We start from the raw sequence: 18,746 nt of genomic DNA, 5'->3' as shown, positions 1-18,746 counted from the left end.
CGCAGCGCCGGCAAGGATAATCTGCTGCCGCCTTACGCGCCGATCGAGTCCGAAGACGTCAGCGGTTCGCCCAGCTCCGACGCCAGATAAACGTACTCCGCGTGCGACAGTTCGCGCGCCAGTACACGGTCGTTTTCTGCATCTCTTCGCAGCAGCAGCAAGGTCATGCCTTCGATAACGGGATCTTGCTGCACACGATGCGCATAAGCCGCTAGTCTCCGCGTATCGGGATCCGTTGTCGTTTCGACCTCGAGTTGCAGGGCTTCGTAATGGGCCAGGTCCAGTACGGCATCGACTGCGTTCAGGGTTGCGATGAACTCTTCCGCCAAGTCCTTGAAGTAGGGCGATCGTTGCGTCATCGCGCCTAAGAACTGCTCGATGGCAGCAGTCCATCCGCTCTCACCGAGTGTGGCAGCCGTACGTGGCAGCTGAGTGCGCAGCAAGCTCGCCAGATTGGCGCGTACCAGCTCCCGATAAATCTCCCCACGCTCAGGCGGGATCGCAGCAGGGCGCTCGGAGAGGCCGCGCAAATACCCTGCGAACTCGCGCAATGCATCCTTCATTGCGTTGAACTCATCGTGCGTTGCAGAGTCAGGCGGATGCGTTGCGCTTCGTCCAGCAATTGCTCAAAGGGAGGAAAGTGGAAATCGCGCTCCAACACGGTGGCGCGGGGGCCGATTTGCGCGACGGTCTGATCCAGCAAGTCCCATACCGTATCGGTGACGGCCGCGCCGTGGCTGTCGATCACCAGGTCGTTGCTCTCGACGAAATGTCCTGCAATGTGCATGCAGACAATGCGGCGGGGATCGAGCAGATGCAGCAACGCCAGCGGATCCGTGCCGTGATTGCGGTGATTCACGTACAGATTATTCACGTCGAGCAGGACATCGCAGTCAGCCGTCTCTGCTACGGCGTGCACGAATTCCGGCTCTGACATCGGCGACGCGGCACCGGTCGGCATGGTCAGATAGTACGACACGTTTTCGATGGCAATGCGGCGTTCCAGCCGATCCTGCGCCTCACGGATGCGCGCGCTGACATGGCGCACGGATTCGTCGCTAAAGGGCAGCGGAAACAACTCATGCAGGCGTGCGTTGTCGCCGCTCCAGCTCAGGTGCTCGGAATACAGTTGCACCTGATGCTCGCGCAGAAACGTCCGCAGATCGTTCAGATGCGCATCGTCAAAAGGAGTCAGACCGCCGAGGTCGAGCGATAAGCCGTGGCAAGTCAGGGGATAACGAGCGGTAATCTCGGACAGCATGCCGGCGTAACGTCCACCGAGTCCAATCCAGTTCTCCGGTGCGCACTCGACAAAGTCGATCGCGCCGGCGGGCGCATCGAGCAGGTCCTGAAACAAAGCGCGCCGCAAGCCAAGGCCTACGGCGCGTTGATCCGGTTCACGCATAGGTTGCGCGCAACGGCTTACGGCTTGGTCGGTTTGTGATCCGCGCCGCAGCTGTGCTCTGCTGCTTTGGCATCGCCGGAGGCAGCCTTTTTGTCACCGCCGCATTTGCCTTCACCGCACTTGCCCTCACCGCAGGCATGCTCGGCTGCCTTAGCAGCGCTTTTGTCGGTCTTGGCGTGTGCTGCGTCGAACTCGGTACGGGAAATCATGCCGTCCTTGTTCGTGTCAATATCGTCAAAACTATGATGCGTCTTAGCCAACGGGGCACCGGCAGCGGCTTGAGCGGCCGGCACGGCGGCAACCAGAGTTGCCAGCATGGCTGCAGAGAGACGGGTGTGCACTTTGTTCATGATGTTCGACTCATGGGGAGGGCAGTTCGCATCAGTATACGCCGCTACTGCGAAGACCGCGGTGCTTTGGCTTAAGGGGCTGCGGTCGTGTTGGCGCTGTCGTCCTTTTCCCGTGGCGGCAGCGGGTGTTCCGACTTTTCGCGAAACCAGACGTTTTCCGCAATGTTGGTTGCGTGATCGCCGGCACGTTCCAGATTCTTGGCCATGAACTGCAAATGCGTACAGGGCGTGATGTTACGCGGATCTTCCATCATGTAGGTCAGCAAGTCGCGGAACAGCGACGTGTACGCCGCATCAATATTCTTGTCGTTGTCACGCACCTTCAGAGCCAGCTCGGTATCGTTGGTACGGTACGAATCCAACGCCATACGGAACTGTTCAACCACCAGACGGCCGAGATTGCGCAGCGAGGCGACCTGCGGAACCGGCGTTACGGCATTAAGCACCGTGGATCGTTTGGCGAGGTTGGCGGCATAGTCGCCAATTCGCTCAATGTCGCTTGCAATTCGGATAGTCGCCAGGATCTCACGCAAGTCACGCGCCATCGGGCCTCGCAGCGCCAGCTGCATGACGTCGTGGCTGATGATCGCCTCAAGCTGGTCGATGGCTTCGTCGTTCATGATCAGTCGCTCGGCCGCGTTGGTGTCGCGGCGCTCCACGACGTCCAATGCCGCTTCGAGTTGGGATGCGGCCATTTCGCCCATCTTGAGCGTTTCATTGGTGAGACGCTGATATTCCGTGTTGCTGGACTGCAGAATGTGATCGGAAATTTGTGGCATGTCGCAGGCTCCTGAGGGCTTAGCCGAAGCGGCCGGTAATGTAGTCTTCCGTCTGCTTATTTGACGGATTCGAGAAGATCGTGGCCGTGGCGTCATGTTCGATGAGATCGCCAAGATACATAAAGGCGGTGTAGTCGGAGACGCGTGCCGCCTGCTGCATGTTGTGCGTGACGATGGCGATGGTGAAATCTTTCTTCAGCTCTTCGACCAGTTGCTCAATGCGGCTGGTCGAGATCGGATCCAGTGCCGAGGTCGGCTCGTCGAGCAGCAGCACCGACGGACGCAAAGCGACAGCACGCGCAATACACAGACGTTGCTGCTGGCCGCCGGACAGGCCGAGCGCCGATTGCGACAGTTTGTCCTTAACCTCATCCCACAGTGCGCTTTGACGCAGCGCCAGCTCGACGCGATCGTTCATCTCGGACTTGCCCAGACGTTCGTGGTGACGAATGCCGTACGCAATATTCTCGAAAATGGTCATGGGGAAGGGGACCGGCTTCTGGAACACCATGCCGACCTGGCTGCGCAGACGGTTCATGGGGTACTTGGCATCCAGGATGTTTTCGCCGTCGAGCAGAATCTCACCGGTGGCGTTGAGACCCGGATACAGTGAGTAGATGCGGTTGAAGGTGCGCAGCAAGGTGGACTTACCGCAGCCCGACGGGCCGATCAGCGCCGTCACCTTCTTTTCCGGGATCGGCAAGTTGATGTTCTTCAGCGCATGGTACTTGCTGTAGTAAAAGTCCAGGTTGCGCGCTTCGAGCTTGATGCTCTCCTGTCCCATGCTCGGATGGGTCGTTGCTGTGTTCGAGGCAACAGTATTAAACGGCGTTTGCAGATTCATGGTCATAGTCTCGTGCATCAGTCGTTGGCGATGCGCTTGCGGAGAAGGAATAGGCGGGCGAACAGGCTGACACACAGCACGAACAGAGTCAGGACCAGGGCGGCGGCCCAGGCCAATGCGTTCCAGTTCTCATCGGGTGTATTGGCAAAGCTGTTCATGGTGACCGGAACCGAGGCCATCGGGGCGCCAAGGTCCAGACTCCAGTACTGATTGTTCAGCGCCGTAAACAGCAAGGGCGCCGTCTCGCCGCTGATGCGGGCCAGGGCCAGCAAAATACCGGTCACGATACCTGCCGAGGCGCCACGATACAGCACTTGCACGATCACCTTCCATTGGGGGATACCAAGTGACAAGGCGGCTTCGCGCATTTGGGTCGGAACCAGGCGCAGCATTTCATCGGTGGTACGAACCACCACAGGCAGCACGATAAAGGCCAGCGCGATGGCACCTGCGAAACCCGAGAACGATCCGCCGGTCTGCAGCACCAGCATGGCGTAAACGAACAGGCCCAGCACGATCGAGGGGGCCGACATCAGGATGTCATTGACGAAGCGCACCACCGTACCGAACTTGCGGGCACCGCCGTACTCAGCCAGCCAGGTACCGGCCGCAACGCCCAATGGCGCGCCGATACCGATGGCAATGCCGCACATGATCAAGCTGCCGACGAAGGCGTTGAGCATGCCGCCCTTTTCGCCGGGTGGAGGGGTCATCTTAGTGAACAGGTCGAGGCCCAGGTTCGGCAGGCCCTTCATGAAAACCGTGTAGAGAATCCAGCCGAGAAAGGTAAGGCCGATGATGGCAGCTACCGTTGCCAGCAAAATAGCAACAACATTGGTAATTGCACGTCGTGCGTAGATGGCGGACATCAGTTGCCCTCCTTACGGGACAGGCGTTGCAGCATCAGACGGGCAATGGCAAGCACGATGAAGGTGACGACAAACAGCACGAAGCCTAGCAGCAGCAGAGCGCCGCGATACTCTTCGGTCGCTTCACCGAAGTCATTGGCGATCAGTGCTGCAATCGTGGTGCCCGGCGACATCAGCGATGTGGGCATATCCACGCTATTGCCGACCACGTAGGCGACGGCCATGGTTTCACCCAGTGCGCGACCCAAGCCAAGGAAAATACCGCCGATCACAGCGGAGCGCGTGTAGGGCAGCACGATGTCCCAACTGACTTCCCACTTGGTCGAGCCCAGTGCATAAGCTGATTCCTTGAGGCGAGTCGGGACGGTCAGGAACACTTCGCGCATGGTGGACGTGATAAACGGTATCACCATGATGGCCAGCACGATGCCGGCAGTGAACAGACCGATACCGATACCGGCCGATTGAAACAGAGAACCGATAACCGGCAATTTAGCCAGCGTGTTGTCAATGACGGGAATGAAGTACTCGGTCATCAGCGGGACGAACACGAACAGACCCCACATGCCGTAAATGATGGAGGGAATACCTGCCAGCAGTTCGACAGCGGTACCGACCGGTGTACGCATCCAGCGCGGGGCGACTTCGGTCAGAAAGAATGCAATGCCGAACGATATTGGCACCGCGATGATCATGGCGATCAGCGCCGTGACCACGGTACCGAAAATCGGGATCAGTGCGCCGTACTTGTTCTCTACGGGATTCCACTCGGTCGTAGTGAAGAAGTCGACGCCCGAACTCATCAGAGTATGACGGCCACCCCAAAGCATCGTGAGTGCAGCACTGGCCAGTGCGACGAGAACAAAAATGACGACGGCCAAAAGGGCCATCCGGAACCACCGATCGTGCCGGGCATCCTTCGAGTCACGGGAGGATGGTGGTGTTTTATCGAGAGCAGTCACGCTCATGCAGTGCAATCCTTAGTCACGCAAAAAAAGGGCAGTCATCCGCAACCTCGGGAGACGAATGACTGCCTTCAACGGAGAGTAACCGTTACTGCGTCTTGACGTTTTGAGCCCAGTACGCTTCTACTTGCTGCACCAGAGCGGCGGGCAGCGGAACATAATGCAGTTCCTTAGCCTGTTCGCCACCGTTGGTGTAAGCCCACTTAAAGAAGGCCAGTGCATCGGCGACGCGCTTCTTGTCCTTCGGATCCTTATGGACCAGGATGAAGTTAGTTGCGGCGATCGGCCATGCATCGGCGCCCGGTGCGTTGGTGATCACCAGGTTAAAGTCCTTCGAGTTCGTCCAGTCGGCGCTGGACGCAGCAGCCTGGAACGATTCGATCGTCGGCGTGACGAAGTTGCCGGCGGCGTTCTGCAGCTGGACGGTATTCATGCTGTTCTCGAGCGCGTAGGCCAGTTCGACGTAACCGATCGAGTTCTTGGCTTGCTTGACGTAGCTGGCCACACCTTCGTTACCCTTGCCACCCAGCGATCCGGCCGGGAAGTTCACCTTGGAATCTTCGCCGACGGTAGTCTTGAATTCCGGGCTGACCTTGGTCAGGTAGTTGGTGAAGTTATAAGTGGTGCCCGAGCTGTCCGAACGTACGACCAGGTTGATCTTGCTGCTCGGCAAGGTGGTGCCGGCGTTGACGGCAGCAATCTTGGCATCGTTCCACTGGGTGATCTTGCCTGCAAAGATGTCGGCCAGGACCGGGCCGGTCAGCTTCAGCGAACCGGCCGCGATGCCTTCGACATTGATAACGGGCACCACGCCGCCCATGGCGGACGGGAACTGGGCCAGACCGGCTTCAGCCAGTTCTTCGGACTTCAGTGGCTTGTCGGAGGAGCCGAAATCGACCGTGCCCGCCTTGATTTGCTGGATGCCGCCGCCGGAACCGATCGACTGGTAGTTGATCTCGGCGCCGGTTTCCTTGTTATAGGACGAGGACCAGCGGCTCAGCAGCGGAAAAATAAAAGTAGCGCCGGCGCCGGTGATCGAGGCTTCGCTCTTAGCACCTGCGGTTGCAGCGGTCGAGGAGTCGGCGCCGGTCTTCGGGGCTTCAGCCTGCTTGCAGCCGGCAATGACGAGGGTAGAGGCAATGGCGAGTGCAATGAGGCGGGTGCGCGTTTGCATTTCGTGTGTCCTTGATTCAGGGTCCGGGAAAGAATAGAGCTCCATATCGGAGCCCGGTTCGGGTTGCCAATATGAAATGATAATTATGTTACGCCTTAATGACACTGGTGGTTGTTTTATTTCACCCGTGTATAAATAATGAGTGGCAACTTGGGGTCCGGCACAATAGAAAACGCCGGTACCTTGCGGTACCGGCGTTCGCCGAATCACTACGAGAGGTAGAGATCAGAACTTGGCTTCGGTTGCCCAGTAGTCTTCGATTTGCTTAACCAGCGAGGCCGGCAGCGGGACGTAATCGAGAGCGGAAGCGGCAGCATCACCCTTGGCGTACACCCAGCGGAAGAACTCGATAGTGTTCTTCGAACCTTGCGGGTTCTTCGGTTGCTTTTGCATCAGGATGAAGTTGGTAGCCGTGATCGGCCATGCTTCTTCGCCCGGAGCGTCGGTGATGACCAGATTGAAGTCCTTGGACGAGCCCCATTGTGCGCTGGCAGCAGCGGCGGCAAAGCTCTTGTCGCTAGGGATGATGTAGTTGCCGGCGCGGTTCTTCAGACGGCTGTAGGGCATCTTGTTTTGCAGAGCATAGGACAGTTCGACATAGCCGATTGCGCCCTTGATTTGCTTGACGTAAGCTGCAACGCCTTCGTTGCCCTTACCGCCGATACCGCCCGGCCAGTTGACCGAGGTCCCTTGACCGACCTTGGACTTCCATTCCGGCGAGACCTTGGACAGGTAGTTGGTGTAGTTAAAAGTGGTGCCCGAACCGTCCGAGCGGTGCACGATGCGGATCGGCAGGTCGGGGAGGTTAACGCCGCCGTTGCTGGCAGCAATGCGCGGGTCATTCCACTTCTTGATCTTGCCCAAGAAGATATCGGCCAGAGTGGCGCCGTCCATCTTCATGGCACCGGCCGGGACGCCCGGCAGGTTGAACACCGGAACCACGCCGCCAATAACCGACGGGAATTGGATCAGGCCGGCCTTGTCCAGTTCAGCCGGAGCCAACGGGGCATCCGACGAGCCGAAGTCGACGGTCTTGGCCTTGATTTGAGCGATACCACCACCCGAACCGATCGATTGGTAGTTCACCTTCTTGCCGGTGGCCTTGGAGTAGTCCGACGACCACTTGGACATCACCGGGAACACGAACGATGCGCCGGCACCGGTCACGTCAGCTGCGAAGGCCTGACCGGCCAGCAGTGCGCCGGCAACGGCGGCAACGATTTGAGTCTTGACGAATTTCATCTTGATTTCCTTTGGGAGTTGCAGAGACCGGCGACATACACAGGTGGGCCGCCGGTTAGGACTTACCAGTAAATTTGTGCGCGAGCGGTGATCGAGCTCGGGTCGTCATTGACGTTGCCGACGTTCGTCCTGAACTTGCTCGAGGTGACCTTGTTGTAGTTCAGAGCGAACTTGAAGTTGGAGCGCCAGTACCAGTTGGCACCCAGGGTCCAGGTGTCTTGCTCACCGCCCAGCACGCCGGTGCCCTTCGGCGGGGTGCCGGCGAACGAGCCGTCATTCAGGTTGATGGTGTCGTAACGCAGGCCGATTTGGAACATGCCGGCAGCCGGGCTGTCCGGCAGACCCAGCGACGGCGTGCCGCCCTTATAACCGAACTTCTCACCGGTGACATTCCACAAGGCGCTGACGTAACCGCCATCGGTGTCAAAATCGCGTGCCGAGGTTACACCCGACACCTTGGTTTGCATGTATTCACCCTGCAGCTTGAACGGGCCGCTAATGTACATGGCTTCGAGGCCGGTGGTAGCAGCGCTATCCACATTGGTGACGTTGCCGGTGTCTACGAGGTAGGCAGTTGCTAGATCGGCCATCGGACGAACGCGCATACGCAGGGCGTCGCCATCGGTGTCACGGCTGATATAGGACAGACCCAGGTGCAGCACGTTGCCGCCTGCGTTGATCGGGGCGAAGGTGCCGCGGACGCCGTAACCGACGCCGTGGTTGCCATTGCGGGTCAGTTCGCGGGTGAACCACGAGCCCATCAACGACCAGTTCTGGTCACCGGTACCGGCGGCCACGCCCAGACGGCGAGCAACGGTCATGCCGTTGGTGATCGAAGCCTTGGCGATGAAGTCATTGTGCTTGGTCGAAGTCAGTTCTTCCAGGCTGTGCGGTTGCTTGTACTGACCGATCTGGACGTAGTTATTGGAGTTGCCACCGATGGTGTACTTGGCATTCACGTCCAGCCACTTCTTGGCCTTGAGGTCATGACCGACAACCCAGTTGATGGCGCCCGGGCCCTTGCCCTTGAACACGAGTTCGGCGCGGCGCAGTTCGAATTCGGTATCTTTACCGTTCAGCGCTTGACCGTTCTGGTCAACGATGTCATTGGAGAACCAGTTGCCGTCGGCTTGAACCAGACCTTCGAACGAGATTTCCGAACCACCGATCACGTCGAACGCGATTTCAGCTTTGGCAGCCGGGGCGAGCAGAGCCGCAGCCAGAGCGACGGCGATGATTTTGCGAGTGTGCAACATGGGGAGGGGTGCCTTTTGGCTTGTCGAGATGACGAAATCTTAGGCGGCCCGTATTGCACTTCTGTTACACAAAATGAAATATTTACGGTTCTGCGACATATTTTTGCTTTTCAGCAAACTTGCATAAGTCGGAGATCAGGCAGTTGCCGCATAAGGGGCGCTGGGCTTTGCACACGTAGCGCCCGTGCAATATCAGCCAATGATGTGCGTCAGACAGATAAGGCTCCGGAATGATTTTGAGCAGATTCCGTTCGACCTGATCGACATTGGCACCCGGTGCAAGTCCGGTTCGATTCGCCACTCTAAAGATATGCGTATCCACGGCCAATGTTGGCTGACCAAATGCCGTATTGAGAATGACGTTGGCGGTCTTGCGTCCGACACCGGGCAATGCCTCGAGCGCGTTCCGGCTTTGCGGTACCTCGCCATCATGCAAATCCACGAGGATTTGTGCAGCCTTGATGAGATTTGCCGCTTTCGTATTGAACAGGCCGATCGTCGCGATGTGACGGATCAGTTCGTCCTTGCCCAAATCCAGTAGCTGTTGCGGCGTTTCCACTTTGTGAAATAACGCGCGCGTCGCTTTGTTGACGCCAACGTCGGTGGATTGCGCGCTGAGGGCGACGGCCACCAGCAACTGATAGGTATTGCCGTATTCCAGCTCCGTCGTTGGTTTGGGGTTGTGCTCCTGAAAACGTCGGAAGGCTTCGGCGACCGCTGCGCGGGTCCAGCGGGTGGGGCGTGCCGGGCGCTTGAGTGCAGCCTTGCGTGGCTTCTTTTTTGTATCCGCAACTTTCGACATTACAAGTTCTTGTTTTAAGCTTAGGACTTGCGGGCGGCTGCGCGTGCCTTGGCACGTTCCAGCGCGGCTTGCGCTGCACTTGGCAAGCTCGACGGGCCGCTCGCTGCAGCTTTGCCTGCACGCCGGGCGGCACGTTCCTCTTGCTTAGCAAGCTCACGTGCCTGCTTGGCCCGATAGCGCTCGCGTGCCGCCAGGGCGCTCTTACGTTCGGTCTGCCATTGCATGAGTTGCGGCAAGACCGTTAGCCATTCTGTGCCCGCGCCTGTCGGTGGTGTCGGCACGAGATCGACATCGAGCAGGCCGATCTCCATGGCGGCATCGAGATCGCCTGCCTGCGCCGCGTCTATCAGGGCCGTGCGAATATCCGCTTCCATTGCTGCGGTCATTCGCCTTTGAATTCAGCAGCACGTTTGCCCAGAAACGCGGTGGTGCCTTCGCGCATGTCGTTAGTGCTGAAGATCAGACCGAACTGCGTGGACTCGTACGATAGGGCCTCGGACATGGGCATCTCTTCGCCATGGAGTACGCAATCCAGAATGGAGCGCACTGCGAGCGGCGCCGCCTTCGCCAGTTGATCGGCGATCTGTTCAACCGTCGATTCCAGCGCATCGGCGGGGACGACTCGATGCACGATGCCGAGCTCATATCCGCGTTGTGCGGAAATCGGTGCGCCAAGCAGACAGAGTTCCAGAGTTGCAGCGCGACCGGCCAGTCGCAGCAGACGCTGCGTGCCACCAAAACCGGGCACCAGACCTAGATTAATTTCCGGTTGTCCGATCTTAGCCGTGTCCGCGGCAATGCGCAGATGACAGCACATGGCCAACTCCAGACCACCGCCGAGTGCAAAACCGTTGATCATGGCAATGACCGGTTTGCCCAGCAGCTCGACGCGTCGCATCATGGCGGTGCCACGCTTGGAGAAATCACGCCCTTGAACCGGCGTCAGCGCATTCATTTGCGCGATGTCGGCGCCGGCGACGAATGCCTTGGGACCGGAACCGGTCAATATCACCACCCGTACCGTCGGATCGGCTCCGGCGTCCTGGAACGCCCGATCCAGCTCATCTAGCGTGGCCGCATTGAGCGCGTTCAGCTTGTCGGGGCGATTAACGAAAATCTTACGAATGGGACCGTGATTTTCGATGAGTAGGTTGGCAAAAGGCATGAATCGTGGCTCCGAGAGAAACTTTTTTGAATGGGGGCGGTCCAAACGAACAGACAAAATGGAGAACAGGCTCCGTTGCGTTTATCCTAGCGTGTCTGGCTCCTTCCCTGACAGGTCGGGCCTTTATGGAGCCTGTAGCGTGCTCCGGCAACTACGCACAAGTACATTTTAATTTTTGGAGAGTTTCAATTCATGAAGTATCGCGTTTTGGCCATCGCATTGGCCGCCGCTTCCGTTGCGGGCTCCGCTGCCGCTCAAGATCTGTCGTCTGAAAAGGGCAAAGTCAGCTATTACCTCGGCTATGATCTGGCCGCCCGTATCGTTGAAGTCGGTGAGTCGGTTGATGCCAACTCCGTTCTCAAGGGTGTGAACGATGCCATCGCCAAGAAGGCACCGGCCATCCCTGAAGACCAATTGAAGGTTGCACTCGAAGCCTACGACAAACGCGTGCAAGCACGTGCCAAGGCCGAGTTTGAAAAGGTTGCCGCCAGCAATGCGGCTGAGAGCACCAAGTTCCTGGCCGCAAACAAGGCCAAGGCCGGCGTGCAAACGCTGCCGAACGGCCTGCAGTATCGCGTGATCACTGCCGGTAAGGGTGCCAAGCCGACCACTACTAGCGCCGTCAATATCAAGGTCGCCGGTCCGTTCCCGTTCGGTCAGCGTCCGCAGGATCCGCAAGCTCTCGCTGCAAAGCCGGGCAATGACCTCAAGATCAGCGACATTCCGCTGGCTGGCCTGCGTCAGGCTCTGACCATGATGCCGACCGGTTCCAAGTGGGAAATCACGTTGCCGCCGGCACTGGGCAATGGTAAGGATTCGCGTATGCCGAACGCCGTTCTGCAATACGAAGTGGAAATGGTTTCGTTCAAGTAAGCGATACTAGACATAGCAGTACCCGCGATGCGCCGGCTGTCCGGCGCATCGTCATTTAGGAAACCGGAAATCTGATGACGCTGCAGTCCATCTCAACGCCTTGCATCAACGTCTGCACTATTGGTGCCGACGGATTGTGCACGGGTTGTTTTCGGTCAGGCAACGAAATCGGTTTCTGGTCGCAGTGGGACGAGTCCCGCCGTCGCCAGGTCATGTCAAAGGTATTGCCCGAGCGGGAGCGCGTCACGACGGGTTTGCTGCGCACTTTGCATCCGGTATTGCATCCGCCGCAAGCGCCGGCCGTCAACTGGGCAGATCTCGGCCCCTTGTTCGAATTACAGGGCGAACCTGACGTGCCTGCAGACTGGCGTGAGGCTGCAGTCCTGATCCCGCTAGTCGCGAGAGAAACGGGCATTCATGTGCTGCTGACTCGCCGTACCGAGACGTTGCGCCAGCACAGTGGACAGGTAAGCTTTCCGGGCGGTGCGCGTGACGCCGCCGATGCCGATATCGTTGCGACCGCACTGCGTGAAGCGCAGGAGGAAGTCGGTGTCTCTCCACGAAAGTTTCATCCGGTCGGGTTCCTCGACCGCTTTGCGACCATTTCGCGTTATGTCGTGACACCGGTCGTGGCTTGGCTTGATAGTGATTACCGCGCCGTCCCGAACCCGCAGGAAGTCTCCGAGGTGTTTGAGATCCCGCTAGCGCATCTGCTGGATGAGGCACAGTATTTTGAACAGGCTGTCGATTTCGGCGGCCATGTCCGACACGTCGGTGAGTTTAAATCGCATCCGCAGGCGCCACACCGAGTGTGGGGCGCGACAGCGGCCATGCTGCGGATGTTGCGGACGGCAATCGTGCGAGGGAGCCCTTCGCCATGATTCGTGATCTGATTTCGACTGCGCAGTTGCAGGAGTTGCTGGACGCAGGTCGTGCGCCGGTCATCCTTGATTGCCGGCATGATTTGGCGCAGCCCGACTGGGCATGCGATGTGTTTGTCGATTCGCATCTGCCCGGCGCCATTCTTGCCTCTATGGACGACGTTCTGTCCGGCCCGCATTCGGTGGGAGCAGGGCGTCATCCATGGCCCTCTATCGAGCAATGGCGGGCGCAGTTGGCAACATGGCGAATCACACGCGATACGCCGGTGGTGGTTTACGACCAGCACTCCGGTATGTTTGCCGCAAGAGCCTGGTGGTTGCTTAAGGTCTCCGGTCACGATCAGGTGGCTGTGCTCGATGGCGGGTTCCGCGCTTGGACACAAGAAGGGCGTCTGCTGGAGTCCGGCGTTACGCAACAGGAGCCGGCGGCTTCGCTTGAGTCGGTTGCGGACATAGAGTTCGACCGCACGCGTCTGCTGACAGCGGAGCAGCTGGTGGATGCGCGTGATGCGGGCCGACCGATTATTGATTCGCGTGCGGCCGATCGCTACCGTGGCGAGAACGAAACCATTGATGCAAAGGCCGGACACATTCCGGGTGCCCTGAATCGACCCTTTGGCTTGAACCTGTTGCCCGATGGTCGGATAAAGCCTGCTGACGATTTGCGGCGCGAACTGACCGAGCTGCTGCGAGGCTCGAACAGTGATCAGGCGCCGGTGTTTTACTGCGGATCGGGAGTAACTGCCGCGCACAATCTGTTGGCGATGGAATTGGCTGGCCTACCGGGTGCCGCCATGTACCCGCCATCGTGGAGTGGTTGGATAGAGAATGCCGACCATCCCGTTGCAACCGGAGAACAACCCTAATGAAAATTGAACTGATAGCTAAGTCGTTAACCATGTGGTCGTGCATGATTACGGTGGCCCTGATGGCGGCCCCGCAGACGGCACAGGCCGTATTGCCGGCATGCGTACCCAAGGTCTCTCAAGCTGTAGTGCGAGTGCCGCCGGGAAAGCCACGCATGATGGCCGGTTATTTTCAGCTCGATAATGGCTGTCGCAATGCCATTGTGCTCAACACGGTGCGCAGTTCCGACTTTGGTGAGGTCAGCATCCATGAGACGGTCGAGCGCGATAACGTAGCACGCATGCGTTACGTTCCGGCACTCACAGTAGCACCGGGAGATCGTGTGGTCTTTCGACCGGGTGGCTTGCACCTGATGCTGATGAAGCCGAAGTCCAATTTAAAAATCGGCAGCCGGATTCCGATTCGAATGTCCGGTCCCGGCTGGAGCCTGCAGGTGATGTTTGATGTGAAGGGCATGGCCGGCTGAGTTACAGGCTTTGACGTTTCAGCGCATCACTTTACGTTACATCGCGTCGCGCACGGCTTGCGGCAGCGGAACACTCTGGCCTGTCGCGGAATCAATCCAGACCACAGTAACGCTTCCGTCGCAGTACAGTTCGTCCTGACGTTCCGGATGCACCATCTGATGCGCAATGGTGACGCTCGACTGACCGATGCGCTCTGCCGTTAACAGGATCCGCACGGAGCCCGGCCACAGCAGCGGACGGCGATAGTTGAGTTGGCTGGCGACCATAACCGGCACGGCGCGATCGTCCATGCTAAGGCCGGCGACACCGAGCATCCACTGCAGTCGCGATTCTTCGAGATACGTCAGATACGTCGAATTGTTGACGTGATTGAACGCATCCAGGTCGCGCCAGCGAATGGGTAAGAGGGTGTCCAGCAACAGCTCGCCACTCATTTTGTTTTCCTTTTCTTTGCCGCGGCTTTAGGTTGGGCTGCGGCTTTTTGTTGGGACTGGACGCCGACCAGCGGCGCCAGGAATCGCCCGGTGTGTGAATGCGGATGCGCAGCGACGTCTTCGGGCGTACCGACTGCAACCACGGTACCGCCGCGATGACCGCCTTCCGGCCCCATGTCCACGATCCAGTCGGCCGTCTTGATCACATCGAGATTGTGTTCAATCACCACCACAGTATTGCCGTTGTCGCGCAGGCGATGCAAGATCTCCAGCAGATGGGCAATGTCGTGGAAGTGCAGGCCGGTGGTGGGTTCATCGAGAATGTATAGGGTTTGGCCGGTACCGCGACGTGACAGTTCCTTGGAGAGCTTGACGCGTTGCGCTTCACCGCCGGACAGCGTCGTTGCGCTCTGTCCCAGTCGGATATAACCCAGGCCGACATCAACCAGTGTCTCCAGCTTGCGCGAGATGGACGGAATGGCTTCGAACAGCGTCAGGGCCTCGCTGACGGTCATGTTCAGCACATCGCTAATGTTGTGCCCCTTGTAGCGGATCTCGAGGGTTTCCCGGTTGTAGCGCTTGCCGCCGCACACGTCGCACGGCACGTACACATCGGGCAGGAAGTGCATCTCGACCTTGATCAGGCCATCGCCCTGACAGGCCTCGCAACGGCCGCCGCGCACGTTAAAGCTAAATCGGCCCGGTGAATAACCGCGCGCACGCGACTCGGGCACTTGGGCGAACAGCTCACGCAAAGGCGTGAACAACCCGGTGTAGGTGGCAGGATTGGAGCGCGGCGTACGGCCGATCGGCGACTGATCAATGTCAACGACCTTATCGAACTGTTCCAGGCCTTTGATCTCGCGATGAGGTGCGATCGTGTGCGAGGCGCCGTTGAGTTCATTGGCGGCCAGGGGGAAGAGGGTGTCGTTGATTAACGTGGATTTACCCGAACCCGAAACGCCGGTCACGCAAGTCATCAGCCCGACGGGAATCTGCAGATCGACCTCGCGCAGGTTGTTGCCCGTCGCGCCATACACCTTGAGGGTAGCGTCGGGATTCATTGGTCTGCGCTGTTGGGGTACCTCGATGCGCAGTTCACCGGTCAGGTATTTGGCTGTGATGGATTCGGGTGCCTCAAGCAGCTCACTCAATGTGCCCTGCGCGATAACGCGTCCGCCATGAACACCTGCATACGGACCGATGTCGACAATGTAATCGGCAAGGCGAATCGCATCCTCGTCGTGTTCCACCACGATCACGGTGTTGCCGAGGTCGCGCAGACGGGTTAGTGTGCCCAGCAGTCGCTCGTTATCGCGCTGATGCAAACCGATCGAGGGCTCATCGAGCACGTACATCACACCGACCAGGCCGGCACCAATCTGCGAAGCGAGTCGGATGCGTTGTGCCTCACCGCCGGACAGCGAGTCGGCCTTGCGTTCCAAAGTCAGATAGTCCAGGCCGACATCCACCAGAAAGCGCAGGCGCTCGGCAATTTCCTTGACGATCTTGGCCGCGATTTCACCGCGCCAGCCGTCCAGGTGCAGATTCCGGAAGAAGTCCAGAGTTTCATCGATCGGCAGAACCACCAGTGAGGGGAGATTGCGGTCCGCGACAAACACGTTGCGGGCCTCACGGTTCAGGCGCATGCCCTGACAATCGGGGCAGGGACGTTCGGCGATGTACTTGCTGAGCTCCTCGCGGACGGCGCTGGACTCCGTGTCGCGATAGCGGCGTTCGAGATTGTAGACAATGCCTTCGAAGGCATGTTTGCGCTGATGACGCGTACCGGCATCGCTGAGGTAATTGAAAGCGATGATTTCCTTGCCGCTGCCGAACAGCACGGCGTTGCGCACGTGTTCCGGGAGATCTTCCCAGTGCGTGTCCACATCAAAGTTGTAGTGCTTGGCGAGCGATTGCACCAGCGCAAAATAATAATGATTACGGCGATCCCAACTGCGGATCGCACCGGCCGCCAGCGACAACTCGGGATGCACCACGATTCGCTCGGGGTCGAAGTACTGTGCCACGCCCAGGCCATCGCAGGTCGGGCAGGCACCGCTGGGCGAGTTGAATGAGAACAGACGCGGTTCCAACTCCGGCAGTGAGTAATCGCAGACCGGGCAGGAGTAGCGCGAGCTGAACATGCGCGGTTCGGCCTTCGGGTCGTCCATGGATTGCAGGAAGGCGACGCCATCGGCGAGCTTTAACGCAGTTTCAAACGATTCTGCGAGACGTTGAGCATGATCGGCCGAAGGGCGGAACCGATCGACCACGGCCTCGATTGTGTGCTTGGTGCGCAGAGACAGCTTGGGCACCGCATCAATTTCGTAAATCTCGCCATCTACGCGCAAACGCACAAATCCTTGCGCGCGCAACTGATCGATCAACTGGAGGTGTTCGCCCTTGCGGTCGCGAATGACCGGAGCCAGCAACATATAACGACTTTGCGCTGTCGCCGGGTCATCGGCCAGGGCCACAACCTGGTCGACCATTTGCGAAACAGTTTGCGCCTGCAGGCCGAAACCGTGATCGGGGCACTTGGGAGAACCGACGCGTGCAAACAGCAGACGCAGGTAATCGTAGATCTCGGTGATAGTGCCGACGGTAGAGCGCGGATTGTGCGATGTCGATTTTTGCTCGATCGAGATGGCCGGCGACAGGCCTTCGATGTGGTCGACATCGGGCTTTTCCATGACGCTAAGGAACTGCCGCGCGTAAGCCGAGAGCGACTCGACGTAGCGGCGCTGGCCTTCGGCGTAGATCGTATCGAAGGCTAAAGAGGATTTACCCGAGCCGGACAGACCGGTGATCACGATTAACTGATCACGAGGCAGATCCAGATCCACGTTCTTGAGATTGTGTGTGCGGGCGCCGCGTACGCGAATGTGGGTCAGGGACATGTTCTGAACAGTGGGGGCTAAGCCGCGCAAAATCAATCAAAAATGGTAACAAAAAAGCGCCCGGAGTGATCCGGGCGCCTGTTCCTGCTTAGCGAAGGGTCGCGAGGGCTTACTTGATGTCGTAAGCGATGCGACGGTTCTTGGCTTTGCCTTCAGCAGTGGCGTTATCACCGATCGGGTTGGCTTCGCCGTAACCCTTGGTGGACAGGATGTCAGCCGACACACCGCGTTGCGCCAGAGCGGCCTTGACAGCATCGGCGCGTTCTTGCGACAGCTTCAGGTTGGCGGCGTCGTCACCGTCCGAATCCGTGTAGCCCTGGATCTCGATCTTGGAGCCGGCCTTCATGTTCTTGATGGTGTTGGCGGCTTCATCGAGAATCGCATTGGATTCAGTCTTGATGGTCGACTTGGCGGTGTCGAACTGGATCGGTACCATGTCCAGAGCGGCCTTGAAGTCGGCGGTCGAGGAGTCGGCCGTCAAAGCACCCAGTGCGGTGCGAGCCTTGGCTTCGGCTTCCTGGAGCGCGGCAGCGGCGGAATCACCCGCAGCAGCCACGGTGTCGGTAGCCGTCGTGTCGACCGGCGCAACAGCCGGGGTCTCTGCGGTGGTCGGAGCAATGGCGGCGTCCTTGTCCGTGGTGTCGCAGCTGCGGAAGGCCCAAATGGCGACCAGCAGAGCCAGCAGCGGCAGCAGCCACTTCCACCAGCCACCCGATGTACGTTCCGGTTGGGTCGTAGTGTAGGTGGTACGCGGCGGCACCGATTCGGTCGTGGTGGTGCGGGTCACCGGTTCGCGGTCCACAGCAGCAGCGGTTGCGGCAGCAGCCGAGGCACCAACAGCGCCGGCACCGACAGCGGCGGTGCGCACGGCGGCGTCGCCATCATCCCACAGGCTGCCAAACCAGCCGCGGATGCGGTCCAGAGCGCCCAGTTCCAGGGTGCCGTTGCTGGCCAGCGTCGAGACGGCGGTCGGCAGCAGTGCGGCGGCGGCGTCGCTCACGGTGGCACCCGGCAAGCCGAGTCGGTTACCGAAGCTGTTGATTACGTCCGAACCCAGCACATTGCTGATTTGGCTGCCGTTGACCGGTAGGTTGTCGCCGGTGCCGAGCCAGGAGGCTACGACATCGCCCAGGCCCTTGTCGCGGAACGATTGCAGGAAGGCGGTCGGACCGCCACGGCCTTCGTTGAAGATCAGGCCGATCAGCAGGCCCAGCAATTGCTTGGTCTTGTCCTCGGTCAGGCCGAAGCGGCCACCGACTTGAGATACTAAGGATTCAAACATGGTAAATGTCCCTAAAAGGAGAAAGTGGGGGCGAACCACAAAGTGATTGCCTGGGACCACTTCAGCACAGCAGATGTAAAGACCATGAAAACGCGGGGGCATTTGTTAAATGCTCGGTTCGCATCTGTTCAGCTTGATGCAGTGGTTGGGTCAAAAATCGTAACGTAGACAATGACTTGCGTCGCGGC

The 18,746-nt window shown here is 59.0% G+C and carries 19 protein-coding genes and 2 pseudogenes; 5 read left to right on the top strand and 16 right to left on the bottom strand.

What is annotated here, in order from left to right:
• Positions 1-32 precede the first annotated feature (32 nt).
• From V3390_RS08680 to V3390_RS08620, 13 genes are all read right to left on the bottom strand, one after another.
• On the bottom strand, positions 33-563 hold the full coding sequence (locus V3390_RS08680) for an HvfC/BufC family peptide modification chaperone (protein ID WP_331704118.1): 531 nt from the start codon (positions 561-563) through the stop codon (positions 33-35).
• Positions 560-1,405, bottom strand: a complete 846-nt coding sequence (locus V3390_RS08675) for an MbnB/TglH/ChrH family RiPP precursor modification enzyme (RefSeq protein ID WP_331704117.1) — start codon at positions 1,403-1,405, stop codon at positions 560-562. Before V3390_RS08675 ends, V3390_RS08680 begins: the two co-directional genes overlap by 4 nt.
• Before the next feature lie 17 nt (positions 1,406-1,422).
• Positions 1,423-1,755: an EF-hand domain-containing protein gene (locus V3390_RS08670; RefSeq protein WP_331688915.1), complete on the bottom strand. Its 333-nt coding sequence runs from the start codon at positions 1,753-1,755 to the stop codon at positions 1,423-1,425.
• 71 nt (positions 1,756-1,826) lie between these two features.
• Positions 1,827-2,534 (bottom strand): phosphate signaling complex protein PhoU, encoded by a 708-nt coding sequence (gene phoU / locus V3390_RS08665; protein WP_331704116.1) that lies wholly within the window; start codon positions 2,532-2,534, stop codon positions 1,827-1,829.
• Positions 2,535-2,553: 19 nt separating this feature from the next.
• Positions 2,554-3,318 carry a phosphate ABC transporter ATP-binding protein PstB gene (gene pstB / locus V3390_RS08660; protein ID WP_331704344.1) on the bottom strand — a complete coding sequence of 255 codons (765 nt, stop codon included), beginning with the start codon at positions 3,316-3,318 and terminating at the stop codon, positions 2,554-2,556.
• Between the two features lie 77 nt (positions 3,319-3,395).
• Complete coding sequence (gene pstA / locus V3390_RS08655) at positions 3,396-4,247, bottom strand: phosphate ABC transporter permease PstA (protein WP_331688912.1); 852 nt, start codon at positions 4,245-4,247, stop codon at positions 3,396-3,398.
• Entirely contained in the window at positions 4,247-5,215 is a 969-nt protein-coding gene (gene pstC, locus V3390_RS08650; protein WP_331704115.1) for a phosphate ABC transporter permease subunit PstC, read from the bottom strand. Before pstC ends, pstA begins: the two co-directional genes overlap by 1 nt.
• An 85-nt stretch (positions 5,216-5,300) precedes the next feature.
• Positions 5,301-6,386, bottom strand: a complete 1,086-nt coding sequence (gene pstS, locus V3390_RS08645) for a phosphate ABC transporter substrate-binding protein PstS (protein ID WP_331704114.1) — start codon at positions 6,384-6,386, stop codon at positions 5,301-5,303.
• A 225-nt stretch (positions 6,387-6,611) separates the two neighbouring features.
• Complete coding sequence (pstS, locus tag V3390_RS08640) at positions 6,612-7,628, bottom strand: phosphate ABC transporter substrate-binding protein PstS (protein ID WP_331704113.1); 1,017 nt, start codon at positions 7,626-7,628, stop codon at positions 6,612-6,614.
• 62 nt (positions 7,629-7,690) lie between these two features.
• On the bottom strand, positions 7,691-8,884 hold the full coding sequence (locus V3390_RS08635) for an OprO/OprP family phosphate-selective porin (RefSeq protein ID WP_331704112.1): 1,194 nt from the start codon (positions 8,882-8,884) through the stop codon (positions 7,691-7,693).
• 82 nt (positions 8,885-8,966) lie between these two features.
• Positions 8,967-9,686, bottom strand: a complete 720-nt coding sequence (gene nth, locus V3390_RS08630; RefSeq protein ID WP_331688907.1) for an endonuclease III — start codon at positions 9,684-9,686, stop codon at positions 8,967-8,969.
• Positions 9,687-9,706: 20 nt separating this feature from the next.
• Entirely contained in the window at positions 9,707-10,060 is a 354-nt protein-coding gene (locus V3390_RS08625; protein ID WP_331688906.1) for a hypothetical protein, read from the bottom strand.
• Between the two features lie 8 nt (positions 10,061-10,068).
• Positions 10,069-10,851: an enoyl-CoA hydratase/isomerase family protein gene (locus tag V3390_RS08620; protein WP_331704111.1), complete on the bottom strand. Its 783-nt coding sequence runs from the start codon at positions 10,849-10,851 to the stop codon at positions 10,069-10,071.
• Positions 10,852-11,043: 192 nt separating this feature from the next.
• Between V3390_RS08620 and V3390_RS08615 the strand changes: the two genes are divergently transcribed.
• The 5 genes and pseudogenes from V3390_RS08615 (at position 11,044) to V3390_RS08600 (ending at position 13,938) form a co-directional block, all read left to right on the top strand.
• A complete protein-coding gene (locus V3390_RS08615; protein ID WP_331688904.1) occupies positions 11,044-11,724 on the top strand; it encodes an FKBP-type peptidyl-prolyl cis-trans isomerase N-terminal domain-containing protein in 681 nt (226 codons plus the stop codon).
• A 74-nt stretch (positions 11,725-11,798) separates the two neighbouring features.
• Positions 11,799-11,936, top strand: a pseudogene (locus V3390_RS10240) (DUF1289 domain-containing protein); the annotation flags it as partial.
• The gene (locus V3390_RS08610; RefSeq protein ID WP_331704110.1) at positions 11,937-12,605 is read left to right on the top strand and encodes a CoA pyrophosphatase; all 669 of its coding nucleotides are present in this window, start codon (positions 11,937-11,939) and stop codon (positions 12,603-12,605) included. It begins immediately after the preceding pseudogene.
• A complete protein-coding gene (locus V3390_RS08605) occupies positions 12,602-13,471 on the top strand; it encodes a sulfurtransferase (protein ID WP_331704109.1) in 870 nt (289 codons plus the stop codon). The genes V3390_RS08610 and V3390_RS08605 overlap by 4 nt, the downstream gene beginning before the upstream one ends.
• A complete protein-coding gene (locus V3390_RS08600) occupies positions 13,471-13,938 on the top strand; it encodes a copper chaperone PCu(A)C (protein ID WP_331704108.1) in 468 nt (155 codons plus the stop codon). Before V3390_RS08605 ends, V3390_RS08600 begins: the two co-directional genes overlap by 1 nt.
• A 36-nt stretch (positions 13,939-13,974) precedes the next feature.
• Here V3390_RS08600 and V3390_RS08595 read toward each other — a convergent pair whose 3' ends face one another.
• The 3 genes and pseudogenes from V3390_RS08595 to V3390_RS08585 form a co-directional block, all read right to left on the bottom strand.
• On the bottom strand, positions 13,975-14,373 hold the full coding sequence (locus tag V3390_RS08595) for an acyl-CoA thioesterase (protein ID WP_331704107.1): 399 nt from the start codon (positions 14,371-14,373) through the stop codon (positions 13,975-13,977).
• 11 nt (positions 14,374-14,384) lie between these two features.
• A pseudogene (uvrA, locus tag V3390_RS08590) lies at positions 14,385-17,276 on the bottom strand (excinuclease ABC subunit UvrA); the annotation flags it as partial.
• Positions 17,277-17,385: 109 nt separating this feature from the next.
• The gene (locus V3390_RS08585) at positions 17,386-18,558 is read right to left on the bottom strand and encodes an OmpA family protein (protein WP_331704106.1); all 1,173 of its coding nucleotides are present in this window, start codon (positions 18,556-18,558) and stop codon (positions 17,386-17,388) included.
• Positions 18,559-18,746 lie beyond the last annotated feature (188 nt).

Source organism: Aquilutibacter rugosus (genome assembly GCF_036541335.1).
Classification (GTDB): domain Bacteria; phylum Pseudomonadota; class Gammaproteobacteria; order Xanthomonadales; family Xanthomonadaceae; genus Aquilutibacter; species Aquilutibacter rugosus.
The sequence above is the reverse complement of the archived record's forward strand: the minus strand, read 5'-3'. Positions and strand labels throughout refer to the sequence as shown.

Coding starts and splice junctions, on each gene's coding strand:
- V3390_RS08680 (WP_331704118.1), bottom strand. CDS start 563: ATGAAGGATGCATTGCGCGAGTTCGCAGGGTATTTGCGCGGCCTCTCC.
- V3390_RS08675 (WP_331704117.1), bottom strand. CDS start 1,405: ATGCGTGAACCGGATCAACGCGCCGTAGGCCTTGGCTTGCGGCGCGCT.
- V3390_RS08670 (WP_331688915.1), bottom strand. CDS start 1,755: ATGAACAAAGTGCACACCCGTCTCTCTGCAGCCATGCTGGCAACTCTG.
- phoU (WP_331704116.1), bottom strand. CDS start 2,534: ATGCCACAAATTTCCGATCACATTCTGCAGTCCAGCAACACGGAATAT.
- pstB (WP_331704344.1), bottom strand. CDS start 3,318: ATGGGACAGGAGAGCATCAAGCTCGAAGCGCGCAACCTGGACTTTTAC.
- pstA (WP_331688912.1), bottom strand. CDS start 4,247: ATGTCCGCCATCTACGCACGACGTGCAATTACCAATGTTGTTGCTATT.
- pstC (WP_331704115.1), bottom strand. CDS start 5,215: ATGAGCGTGACTGCTCTCGATAAAACACCACCATCCTCCCGTGACTCG.
- pstS (WP_331704114.1), bottom strand. CDS start 6,386: ATGCAAACGCGCACCCGCCTCATTGCACTCGCCATTGCCTCTACCCTC.
- pstS (WP_331704113.1), bottom strand. CDS start 7,628: ATGAAATTCGTCAAGACTCAAATCGTTGCCGCCGTTGCCGGCGCACTG.
- V3390_RS08635 (WP_331704112.1), bottom strand. CDS start 8,884: ATGTTGCACACTCGCAAAATCATCGCCGTCGCTCTGGCTGCGGCTCTG.
- nth (WP_331688907.1), bottom strand. CDS start 9,686: ATGTCGAAAGTTGCGGATACAAAAAAGAAGCCACGCAAGGCTGCACTC.
- V3390_RS08625 (WP_331688906.1), bottom strand. CDS start 10,060: ATGGAAGCGGATATTCGCACGGCCCTGATAGACGCGGCGCAGGCAGGC.
- V3390_RS08620 (WP_331704111.1), bottom strand. CDS start 10,851: ATGCCTTTTGCCAACCTACTCATCGAAAATCACGGTCCCATTCGTAAG.
- V3390_RS08615 (WP_331688904.1), top strand. CDS start 11,044: ATGAAGTATCGCGTTTTGGCCATCGCATTGGCCGCCGCTTCCGTTGCG.
- V3390_RS08610 (WP_331704110.1), top strand. CDS start 11,937: ATGTCAAAGGTATTGCCCGAGCGGGAGCGCGTCACGACGGGTTTGCTG.
- V3390_RS08605 (WP_331704109.1), top strand. CDS start 12,602: ATGATTCGTGATCTGATTTCGACTGCGCAGTTGCAGGAGTTGCTGGAC.
- V3390_RS08600 (WP_331704108.1), top strand. CDS start 13,471: ATGAAAATTGAACTGATAGCTAAGTCGTTAACCATGTGGTCGTGCATG.
- V3390_RS08595 (WP_331704107.1), bottom strand. CDS start 14,373: ATGAGTGGCGAGCTGTTGCTGGACACCCTCTTACCCATTCGCTGGCGC.
- V3390_RS08585 (WP_331704106.1), bottom strand. CDS start 18,558: ATGTTTGAATCCTTAGTATCTCAAGTCGGTGGCCGCTTCGGCCTGACC.